The following is an 11,207-nucleotide window of genomic DNA, read 5'->3' as shown; positions in this document are numbered from 1 at the left end:
AAAAAAAGTATCAATCAGACGAGAAAGACAGAGCTCCGTTGGCCCTGCCTTTTTTATTTTGATGTATTTTCTATGCTATTTCAGGTGTTTTTCGTCCACCTAATGGGACGGATTCCGTAAGGTATAGCGAACAGAACGGTTGTCTAAATGTAATCGTTATTATGCTGTAATCATTATACTATTACACTATTAGGACGTTTCATTACACTTTCGCGTGACGCTTGTTTTTACACCGTCACGGCACCCCGTCTCACCCACTTTACGCTGTAATCGGTGATGACGGCCGGGGCGATTATTTTTTCGGCTGGGTCGAGAATGTGGACAGGATTGTAAACGTTGATAATCCTCCTGCTTGTCAGATGGGTATAATCAGTGTGGGGGCCTGAAGGCCATGGTCGGGTCGGTTGGGCTGACGGCTTTTTAGACGGCTTTTGACGGCTCTAAACGGATTTTTGTGTTTCTAATATGCTGTAAAATAAGGTGAAATACGCTGTGGGTCGCTCTGTCACGCCGGAGGTCGCGAGTTCGAGTCTCGTCGCTCCCGCCATTTAATAAAAAGTCCAGTCGGATTCAGATCCGACTGGACTTTTCTTTTTTCTCCGCAGTCCGGTATAAATTACTCGGCTCTGCGTTCTTCAAAAGCCGCATCTATAAGACATCGCGAAGATAAACGCCGGTATGACTCGCTTCAACCTGAGCCACGGTTTCTGGCGGGCCTGCGGCAACCAACCGGCCGCCGCCTTTACCGCCTTCAGGGCCCAAATCGATAACCCAATCGGCGGTTTTAATCACATCCAGGTTGTGTTCGATGACGACGACGGTGTTGCCGCCGTCCACCAGCCGATGCAGCACGGCCAAGAGCATTTTAACATCTTGGAAATGCAGGCCGGTGGTGGGTTCATCAAGAATGTAGAGGGTCCGTCCGGTCGCCCGTTTGGCGAGTTCTCTGGCCAATTTGATGCGCTGGGCCTCGCCCCCGGAAAGCGTGGTGGCCGCCTGCCCCAGCTTGATGTAAGAAAGCCCGACGTCCATGAGGGTGTCGAGAATTCGCCGGATCGGCGGATGGTTGTAAAATAGCGCATGGGCCTGCATCACCGAAAGATCCAGCACATCGGCGATGGAGTGGTCTTTATATTTAATCTCGAGCGTGGCGTCGTTAAAACGCCGGCCGTGACAGATCTCACAGGGTACATAGACATCGGCCAGAAAGTGCATTTCGACCTTGATGAAACCATCGCCGCTGCAGGCTTCACAGCGTCCTCCCTTGACGTTGAAGGAATAGCGTCCTTTCTTGTATCCGCGCATATTCGATTCGGGTAATTGGGCGAAAAAATCGCGGATGTGATCGAATACCTTGGTGTAGGTCGCCGGGTTGCTGCGGGGGGTCCGACCGATGGCTTTTTGATCGATGTTGATGACTTTATCCAGGTGGGAAAGCCCTTTTATGGTTTTGTGTTTTCCCGTTTCCAGCAAGGCTCCGTGCAGCTTGCCGGCCAGGGCCGGGTAGAGGATCTGATTGATCAGGGTGGATTTCCCGGCCCCCGAGACGCCGGTGACGGCCACTAACATGCCCAGGGGAATATCGATGCTCAGCCGGTCCAGGTTGTTTTCGGTGGCATCTACGATGGTGATCCACCGATCGCCGGTGCTTTCTGTTGTCCGCCGGTCGGTCGGAACCTCGATGTTTTCCCGGCCGCTAAGATAACGACCGGTCAGGGAACCCTTATTTCGCATAATCTGTTTTGGCGTTCCCCGGGCGACGATCTGCCCTCCCAAATGCCCGGCACCAGGTCCAAAATCCACGATCCAGTCTGACATCTTCATGGTTTCCTGATCGTGTTCGACGACGATTAGCGTATTGCCGATGTCCCGAAGATGGCAAAGCGTATGAAGGAGTTTGATGTTATCGCGCTGATGGAGACCGATGGAGGGCTCGTCAAGGATATAGAGCACGCCGGTCAATTCAGATCCGACTTGAGAGGCAAGACGGATCCGTTGGGATTCGCCGCCGGAAAGGGTGGGGCCCTTACGACTCAAGGATAGGTAATCCAAACCGACATTGATCAGAAAGCCCAGGCGTCCGGTGATCTCCTTGAGAAGTTCGGAAGCGATGATTTGGCGGTTGCCGGTCAATTTTAATCCGGTCAGAAAGTCCTGGGATTCGCGGATGGTCATTTCGGTGATGTCGATGATCGAACAGCCTCCGATTTTAACGGCCAATACTTCCGGTTTCAGGCGCCTGCCGCCGCAGGTTTCACAGGGCCTCGTCGATAAAAAGCGGCTGTAGTATTTTTTTGCATTTTCCGATTCGGTCTGCTGGTAGCGTCGCATCAGGGCATTGAGCAGGCCTTCGTAAGTCGTGGTGAAAGCGCCTTGGATTTTCTCGGCATTCCAGGTAACGGTCAGCTCGCGGCCCGCGGAGCCATACAAGATCAAATGGCGTTGTTTCACGGGCATGTTTTCCCAGGGGGTGTCAAAGTCGATCCCCCACTGGGATTCCATGGCCTTGAGCTGCTCGGCCATCCAAGATCCGCTCAGTCGTTTGTTGCCGTTAAAATGGCCCTGCCAGGGGATGATTGCCCCTTGGCGGATGGTCAGTTTGGGATCGGCAATGACCTTTTCCTCATCCATGGCCAGATTCGATCCGATCCCATTGCAGGACGGGCACATGCCCAGCGGAGAATTGAACGAAAAGAGGGGCGGCTCCAGTTCCGGGTAGGCCACGCCACAGCAGGAGCGCGCCTCGCTCATGGGAATGTCTCCGCTCTCCATGCGGTGGACGATGATGCGCCCCTCTCCCAGTTTTAGGGCCTGCTCCACGGAATCCGTCAACCGTTTGCGAAAATTGCTGCCTTTTGTTATCTTTAAACGATCTACGACGCTTCGATGGTGTGTTTCTTGTAGCGCGCCAGGTTCTGAACCGACTCGATTCCTTGTACGATCCCATCTACTGAGCCGGGCGTACCCCTGCTGCTGGAGTCGGGTGATCACTTCCCGGTGCTCCCCCTTACGGTTGTCGATGACGGGGGCGAGAATAAGGACCCGATTGCCATCGGGGATCTCCAGGATACGTTCGACCATGCTTTGGGCGTCGCCACGACCGACGGGTTGATGACAGTGAATGCAGGTTTGCTGGCCGATCCGGGCAAACAACACGCGTAGGTAATCATAAATTTCGGTGATCGTGCCCACTGTCGAACGGGGATTTTTGCTGGCCGATTTCTGTTCGATGGAAATCGTCGGGGACAATCCCCGGATGGTGTCGTATCGCGGTTTTTCCATCTGACCGATGAATTGACGGGCATAGGCCGAAAGGGACTCCACATAGCGGCGCTGCCTTCGGCAAAGATCGTATCGAAAGCCAGACTCGACTTTCCCGATCCGGAAACACCGGTGAAGATGATCAGCTTTTTTTTAGGCAGGCTTACATCAACCTGTTTGAGGTTGTGCTCCCGGGCACCCTTGACCTCGATGGTGTCCAGTTCGATGGAATTCTTCCTTTTCCGGGAAGGTCTCTGGGAGACTGCCGGAACAGCTGCGTTTGGGCTATTTTTCATTTTTACGAAACCGTTTGAGACGCGGCCTTTAAGTGTTCATACATGTTGTATTCCCGTTTTTATGAAAACGGGTTGCCGACCTGTTGCATGTCAACATCGGATCTTCATAATAAGCTTTGATCGTTGCCTTGTCCATGCGCTGCTGGCGGGCCGATCACGACCCCGTTTAAAAGGATGACAGGATGCCCCCGGACAACCACGGCACGGTATACGAGACCACCTACCGCTACTATTTGGAAAAATTAAAGACTCGGCCCTTTGCCGGCAGGTCTGAAATTCTGGGCATTCGTGAGGCGGGGGATGCGGTCTGGGTGCCCTATTTCGGGCGCTCATGGCGACTGACTGCAGACGGTCTGGCGGATGAAGCCGGGAACCGACCCGATTTTGCCGATTGCGTGGTTGTCTGTCGTTATCTGATCATGGCGCCGGCTTTCGAACCGAGCCAAAACCAGTGGGTCGCCTTTCGCGATTTTCCCGATGCTGGCCCATTGACCGTTTTCTGGTCTGACACGGTCGAGGCACCGCTGGCCAGGACGTTTGCCGGTCGTGTCGATACACTCGTATCCATTTGTGACGATCTTGGCGCAATACCGCCGGATATGGATATTGCCTGCGATTGTTGCCGGCGTTTTACGCCGTTGCCCAAAGTTCCGCTTTTACTGATTTTCAACGATGCAGATGATGATTTCCCCGCATCTGCCTCGCTTTTATTCGAAAAGCGGGCTTCAATCTATTTGGACGCCGAGAGCCAAGCGATCCTGGGGCACCAGTTGACCAAGCGTCTGCTGGCTGCTGCCTGAATCGGCTGTAAGCGTCCTTGGCGATGGATGACGATTGATTGGGCAAGCGGGAATAAATATCCCGAACGGCTGTGTGTTTATTGCGGTTGTCTTGAGACCTTATTCGTCGGCAGACACGCGGGAAAGAATTTTTTTTCTTCAGTTGCTGAAACCAGCTGTTTTTTTCAGGCTTTTCGGCATCGGAAACAACGCAGGCCTGTTTGAGAAATTGACCAAACGCCGGATTGACCTTGCCAAATGCGACAATCCTTTCAATGGCGAGCAGATTCTCCAAGGTCGGAGGTGTCATTTCCATATCAGACTCGCGTCGAATGGTTTCCATCGTAATGGAAAAAGCGTAAATAGTAATTTTTTCAGCTAATTCATCTGCAGATAGGCCCTTGCCGGAGAGCTGCTCGTCCCGGGTCGCCTCATGGACGCAGGCCATGAGGAGCGGATCCCCCATGTCTGTTTTCTCAATGCATTGATCGGTTGCAAAATTGGCATCGAGAAAATCATCGCAACGTTTTTGAAGTACTTGCAGCCAGTAAGGCGTCAAATTTTGAGGCAAAACCGCGCTGGGACCATGCGAGAGAACTTCATTGGAAAACTTAGACAGCATCAAACAACCTCCTTATATTTCATCAACGGCACTTGTTAACATAAAATACTGCCATTGGGTACCTTCTTTCTGTGTCTGTGTTACAGTGAGATGCGTTCTATTTAACGCGTAAGGAACGCTATCGGTTGATAAAAGCCTTGTCGTCTTTTCTGATTACCGTTAGCATTTTCAATGCGGTGGTGTTGACAACCTGTCGGTGCCATGCGAGGGTGCCTCAACAGGCCTTTTTGATCTTGTATTTGAAACCTCAACTTGACCCAACTGCACCCATTTGCGATTAATGAGATTGCCACCAAGGTTGTCAACCTTTTGCCGTTTGGCAGGATTGAAATATGGATTGCCCGGCAACTTGCCATCTTACCATCCTTTTCGCCGACATTGCAGACAGTACCCGTCTATATGATACATTCGGTGACTTTAGGGCCAAAGAACTGATTGCTGATTGTTTGGCCATTCTGAAGACGTTATCCATCGAAAATCAAGGCGTCGTCGTGAAGACCATTGGGGATGAGCTGTTGTGCACGTTTCCAACGCCCAATCATGCGGCAGAGGTGGCCAGGAAAATGCAGGAAGAGGTCGCTTGCAATCCTGAGATGATCCAAGCCGGCATCCACCTTAGAATAGGATTCCACCATGGTGAAGTGATTTGTGAACCGGAGGATGTTTTTGGCGATGCGGTGAACGTGGCCGCGCGGATGGTGGCACTGGCAAAAAGTGACCAGATTATCACAAATAAAGATACCCTTTCCCTGATGAAGCGGTCCCTCAAGCAGCGTGCGCGAATTGTAGATCGCACGCGGGTCAGGGGAAAGGATGATCTGATGGAGATTCATGAGCTGATCTGGGGCAAGCCAGAACAGATGACCATGGCCAGTACGTTTACCGAAGAATTGATCGCCTCCCTTACATCCGAAAAGGATTTTCTCCAGATCCGTTATCAGCAGAACCGAATTCTTGTGGACAACGAACGACCTATCCTGACGATGGGGCGAGGCGTGGCCAATCACCTTATCATTGATCATCCATTGGTTTCGCGCATGCATGCTCGTATTGAGTTGCGTCGGAACCGTTTCATCCTAAGCGACCAGAGCACCAACGGTACTTTTGTCAAGCCAAAGGGTCAGCCTTTCATTTTGCTTCGGCGGGATGCGATTCAGCTTGAAGGCCAGGGGCTGATTGGATTGGGCAGAAAGGTGTTCCAGGACGACCCGATGAGCCTGGAATATCGAATTCTGTAAGGAAAATCCGTCCACCCTTGAGGATCGCGTAAAAAATAGTCCCCTCCATAGCCTCCTCCCCAAGGCGATTCGACTCACGAATCGATAACCATTTTGCCTGATTGGATTTTAATCATCGGGGTTGTATCCTTTTTTGAACCTAATTTGCGCTTGGGTTGAACTGAATCGGCTCGGCCTCGGGTTTTACATCCTAAGCACATACAAAATCAGGTTGAATGGCCCCCTGAAATCTGTCCGTCATCCTTTTTTTTGATATGATGGCAAGATAGCTGCATGAAGCAATTTTGACGAAAGTCGACACCGATCTACTCGACAAAGGCAAACCACGCGAAAGCGTGGGACGCAAAGCCACTGACCTAACGCTTCTGATGGTAGGACGCCAAGGCAGCAGGGCTGCCGAAGGTAAACGGTTGCTTCCTTCATGGATTCGCCGGTTACCAAAAATGAATCATGGAGGATTGCAGCATGAAAAATCGTTTTCCCCACCTATTAACCCACTTTACCCTTTTTATACTGGTGCTTTTCGCCGGCACTTTTTTTGTCGATACGGGTTTCGCCGCTGATACATACAGTATCCCGGAAACCGCAGAAGTGACCTTGGCCTGGGATGCCAACGACCCGGCTCCGGAAGGTTACCGGATATACCAGCGGATCGAGGGCGATGCCTATGACTATAGCCAGCCGGTTTGGACGGGGCCAGAGACTTCAGGGACCGTATATAATTTAGACAATGATACCACTTACTATTTTGTGGTGCGAGCCTATGAAGGGACACTGGAAAGTGCCGATTCCGAAGAAGTTTCCTACACTACACCGGCATCAACCGTGCAGACCTATTCCATCACGGCATCGGCTAACGATTTCGGTACGATTTCTCCGTCAGGCACGGTTTCCGTTACCGAAGGCGGCAGCCAGACATTCACGCTTTCTCCAAACAGCGGCTACCATGTTGCTGATGTGCTTGTGGATGGCATCTCCCAGGGCGCCTTGACATCTTATACCTTCAGCAATGTTTCCGCCGATCATAGCATCAGCGCGACGTTCGCGGTGGACAGCTACACGATTAGCGCCAGTGCCGGAACCGGTGGGAGCATTTCGCCACCGGGCAGCGTCAGCGTAAACTACGGCGGGAGCCAGACATTCTCGGTGACGGCGACCAGCGGCTACCATGTTGCCGCTGTACTTGTGGATGGCATCTCCCAGGGCGCCTTGACATCTTATACCTTCAGCAATGTTTCCGCCGATCATAGCATCAGCGCGACGTTCGCTGTGGACAGCTACACGATTAGCGCCAGTGCCGGAACCGGTGGGAGCATCTCGCCATCGGGCAGCGTCAGCATCAGCTACGGTGGCAGCCAGACATTCACGGTGACGGCGACCAGCGGCTACCATGTTGCTGACGTACTCGTGGATGGCGTATCCCAGGGCGCCTTGACATCTTATACCTTCAGCAATGTATCCGCCAATCATAGCATCAGCGCGACGTTCGCGGTAGACAGCTACACAATAGCCGCATTGGCTTCCGAGGGCGGGTCAATCTCCCCGGCCGGCCAGATTGTGGTGGATAGCGGTGCCAGCCAGACTTTTACCTTCGCGGCGGATGAAGGCTATGAAATGGTCGACCTTGTGGTGAACGGTGCATCGGTCGGGCCGCAGACGAGCTACACCCTGGCAGACATCCATACGGACGGCACCATCGAAGCCGTCTTCGATCTGGAAAACCAGGCTCCGGTGGCGGACGCCGGACCGGATCAAACCGTCGATGAGGCACAACAGGTGACCCTCAGTGGCCTCAACTCCATTGATCTGGACGATGGCATCGCCTCATTTCAGTGGCGTCAGATTCAGGGGGCCGAAGTGGTGATACTGAGTGACGCGGATCAACCGGAAGCAAGCTTTATCGCTCCCGATGTGGACACCTCCGGGGCGTCGCTAGTGTTCGAACTCACCGTGACGGATTACACCGGCGCGGCCAGCGTTGATACCAGCATTGTCAATGTGACCTGGGTCAATGTGCCTCCGACGGCGGAAGCCGGTAGCGCCCAAACCGTCAGCGAGGGAGATGGGGTGGTGTTGGATGCCTCCGGTTCAAGCGATCCGGACGACGGTCTTGTGGGCTATTCATGGAAACAGACCCAGGGGCCGGTGGTCACCCTGTCCAATCCTCAGGCCGCCAGTGTATCTTTTACTGCACCGGACATTAGCGCGGAGGGTGCCTCGTTGACCTTTGAGGTAACCGTGACCGATGCCGGAGGCCTTCAGGATACCGATAGCGTGCTGGTGGTGGTCGAGTGGGTCAACCAAGCCCCGTTGGCCGATGCCGGCCCGGATCAAGACGTGAATGCGGGTGACGAAGTGGTTTTGGACGCCACCCTGTCCACCGATACCGACGGTACGATTGTGGCTTACCGCTGGACCCAGACGGATGGCATCCCCGTGGCGTTGTCCGATGCGACGGCCGAACGCCCAAGCTTCGTGGCACCGGATGGGGCTGAAACAGGTGCTTCACTGGCGTTCGAACTCACGGTAACGGATGATGGCGGCATGTTGGCCAAGGATGCCGTTCAGGTGACGGTTGCCCCGATGGTAACCGAAACCGAAGACGATGTTACCGCCCCTTCGGTAAACATCGAAAATCCATCCAGTGCGTGGATCATCGCATGGCGGTCGTCCATCAGCATGTCCGGTAAGGCCTCCGATGACACCGCCGTCACCAGCGTGACCTGGAATAACAGTACCGGCGGAAGTGGCGTTGCTACGGGAACCACCGAATGGAGTATCCCATACATTCGCCTTAAGGTTGGCTTCAATGTGATTACCGTGACGGCAACCGATGCCGCTGGTAATGCAACCTCCGCAACCACGGTTGTGGCGCGCATAAGATAAACTGGCGAGGGTTCATCCTGGGGCAACGTTCATAGACCGGTTGCTGATACGCCCATAACGATCGAATACCACAAACCCAACGACGGCCATGGAAAATTTCCTGGCCGTCGTTTTCATTGGTAGGGTGACAATGTTTTGAAAAGACAATCCCGACCAAAAAAAGGGGCTTGCAAGCTTGATGGCTGCAGCCCCTTTTGGTACCTCGCTGGTGGGCGATACAGGATTTGAACCTGTGACTTCCACCGTGTGAAGGTGGCACTCTCCCGCTGAGTTAATCGCCCGAAAAAGTGCATTACATATAGAGAGACGTCCTTATGAAGTCAAGCGTTTTTTCAGTCGGAATCCCACCGACGGCCTTGCGGGAGAAATTTTTATATCCTGAAATCCTTCATCTTTTAACGATGAACCAGGGGTTGAGCAATTCCGGCTTGTTGTATGTCAGGGGGCTGCCGTCGTCATGCCGAACCACTTTCGCACCGCTGGCTGTAGCAATGGCCTGGCCGGCAGCCGTGTCCCACTCCATGGTCGGGCCCAATCTGGGATAAATATCTGCAAATCCTTCAGCCACCCGACAGATCTTCAGAGAACTTCCGGCTGGAATGAATAATGCGCCCGGGTGTTCTTCCCGGATGGCGTCAACATAGGCTTTTAGTTCTGGTGTGGCGTGAGACCGGCTCCCCATAACGGTGAAAGGACGGCCCTGGTTTTGGGGTACGGGTAAACGGGCTGCCTTTGGGATCAACTGCGTCAGTTCCGCCATGCCGTCGGCCATGATGCCCTGGGCGTTGTCAATTTTAAAAGCGCCTAGGCGCGTATCGGCAAAGTAAAGCGTGCCGGTCACCGGAACATAAATAACGCCCATGGTCGGTACACCCCTTTCCGCCAAAGCGATGTTGACCGTGAACTCGCCATTGCGCTTGATAAATTCCTTGGTGCCATCCAGCGGATCGACAATCCACATGCGTTGCCACTGGCGGCGCTCTTCAAATGGGATACTGAGGCCTTCTTCGCTCAAAATGGGTATCTCCAGCTCGTTCATCGCCGCCTGGATGATTTCATTCGAGCGACGGTCCGCACGGGTCAGGGGCGAGCCGTCGTTTTTTTCTCAATGTCCATCTGCGATGACGCATAGACATCTATAATTGACCTGCCGGCGGCCAATGCAGCGGTAATGGCTTTCATCAACCATGTTGAGCGATCGTTCATTTTCTTCTCCCATTCCATTTTATCCGAGTTTTTGTTGACAGGCGGAGCTCGTCCCATTATGCCTTAAAATATAAATATATACACCATTTGTCGGCCTGTTTCAAAGGATGGTCCCATGCTGACCCACACGGATATTTCCAAGGCGATGAAGATTTATCTGGATGAACCCCTCCCTGGCATGCCGGCGTTCAAGGCCGGCATCCGACGAGCGCCGGACCGGGGCTTCCGCCTGAGCCGCAGCCAGACGGTGACGGCCTTGAAAAATGCCCTGCGCTATATTCCCGATAAACACCATGCCGTCCTGATCCCGGAATTTTTAGAAGAGCTGAGGACCCGGGGGCGCATTTACGGGTACCGATTCCGGCCCGATGGGGAAATCCGCGCCCTCCCCATCGACCAATATTCGGGTAACTGTCTGGCCGGTCGCGCCTGCCAGTTGATGATCGACAACAATCTCGATTTCGATGTTTCCCTTTATCCCTATGAATTGGTGACTTACGGCGAAACGGGCAGCGTCTGCCAAAATTGGATGCAGTTCCGGCTGATCAAGAAATACCTCCAGGCGCTCACCGACGACCAGACCCTGGTGATGCAATCCGGCCATCCCCTGGGGTTGTTCCGCTCCGGTCCGGCTGCTCCCCGGGTGATCATTACCAACGGCCTGATGGTGGGCTTGTTCGACAACCCCGACGACTGGGAAATCGCCACTCAGATGGGGGTTTCCTCCTACGGCAGATGACCGCCGGCGGCTGGATGTACATCGGTCCCCAGGGAATCGTGCATGGTACCTTCAACACCCTTCTGGGCGCCGGTCGCCGGATGTGCGGTGTGCCGGCGGATGGCGATTTGGCCGGACTCCTCTTCGTCTCCTCGGGCCTGGGAGGGATGAGCGGCGCGCAGCCCAAGGCCGCCGAGATCG

The 11,207-nt window shown here is 53.7% G+C and carries 8 protein-coding genes, 1 tRNA gene and 1 riboswitch; of the genes, 5 read left to right on the top strand and 4 right to left on the bottom strand.

From position 1 onward, the window contains the following. Positions 1-648: 648 nt before the first annotated feature. Positions 649-3,324 (bottom strand): excinuclease ABC subunit UvrA, encoded by a 2,676-nt coding sequence (uvrA, locus tag JCM12296_RS28250; RefSeq protein WP_246804995.1) that lies wholly within the window; start codon positions 3,322-3,324, stop codon positions 649-651. Positions 3,325-3,739: 415 nt separating this feature from the next. Here uvrA and JCM12296_RS28245 point away from each other — a divergent pair, with 415 nt between their 5' ends. From JCM12296_RS28245 to JCM12296_RS28225, 3 genes are all read left to right on the top strand, one after another. Then, positions 3,740-4,357 (top strand): DUF3786 domain-containing protein, encoded by a 618-nt coding sequence (locus JCM12296_RS28245; RefSeq protein WP_054700091.1) that lies wholly within the window; start codon positions 3,740-3,742, stop codon positions 4,355-4,357. Positions 4,358-5,290: 933 nt separating this feature from the next. Beyond that, positions 5,291-6,196 carry an adenylate/guanylate cyclase domain-containing protein gene (locus JCM12296_RS28230; protein WP_054700079.1) on the top strand — a complete coding sequence of 302 codons (906 nt, stop codon included), beginning with the start codon at positions 5,291-5,293 and terminating at the stop codon, positions 6,194-6,196. A 307-nt stretch (positions 6,197-6,503) separates the two neighbouring features. Next, positions 6,504-6,597: riboswitch (cyclic di-GMP riboswitch) on the top strand. 64 nt (positions 6,598-6,661) lie between these two features. Next, a complete protein-coding gene (locus JCM12296_RS28225) occupies positions 6,662-9,082 on the top strand; it encodes a fibronectin type III domain-containing protein (RefSeq protein WP_054700076.1) in 2,421 nt (806 codons plus the stop codon). Between the two features lie 206 nt (positions 9,083-9,288). Here the strand turns inward: JCM12296_RS28225 and JCM12296_RS28220 are convergent. From JCM12296_RS28220 to JCM12296_RS45970, 3 genes are all read right to left on the bottom strand, one after another. Next, a tRNA-Val gene (locus JCM12296_RS28220) sits at positions 9,289-9,363 on the bottom strand. A gap of 107 nt (positions 9,364-9,470) precedes the next feature. Continuing rightward, a complete protein-coding gene (locus JCM12296_RS28215) occupies positions 9,471-10,133 on the bottom strand; it encodes a 3'(2'),5'-bisphosphate nucleotidase CysQ family protein (protein ID WP_246804996.1) in 663 nt (220 codons plus the stop codon). A gap of 29 nt (positions 10,134-10,162) precedes the next feature. Continuing rightward, positions 10,163-10,306: a hypothetical protein gene (locus JCM12296_RS45970; RefSeq protein WP_246804994.1), complete on the bottom strand. Its 144-nt coding sequence runs from the start codon at positions 10,304-10,306 to the stop codon at positions 10,163-10,165. Positions 10,307-10,403: 97 nt separating this feature from the next. Here JCM12296_RS45970 and JCM12296_RS28210 point away from each other — a divergent pair, with 97 nt between their 5' ends. After that, the gene (locus tag JCM12296_RS28210; RefSeq protein ID WP_281492181.1) at positions 10,404-11,027 is read left to right on the top strand and encodes a hypothetical protein; all 624 of its coding nucleotides are present in this window, start codon (positions 10,404-10,406) and stop codon (positions 11,025-11,027) included. Next, positions 11,024-11,207: hypothetical protein (locus JCM12296_RS49540; protein WP_306304151.1), on the top strand; the 184-nt coding region annotated here is incomplete at its 3' end. The genes JCM12296_RS28210 and JCM12296_RS49540, both read left to right, overlap by 4 nt.

It is taken from the genome of Desulfosarcina cetonica JCM 12296 (assembly GCF_001311845.1).
Taxonomy (GTDB): domain Bacteria; phylum Desulfobacterota; class Desulfobacteria; order Desulfobacterales; family Desulfosarcinaceae; genus Desulfosarcina; species Desulfosarcina cetonica.
This window is presented reverse-complemented; position numbering and strand designations above follow the sequence as displayed.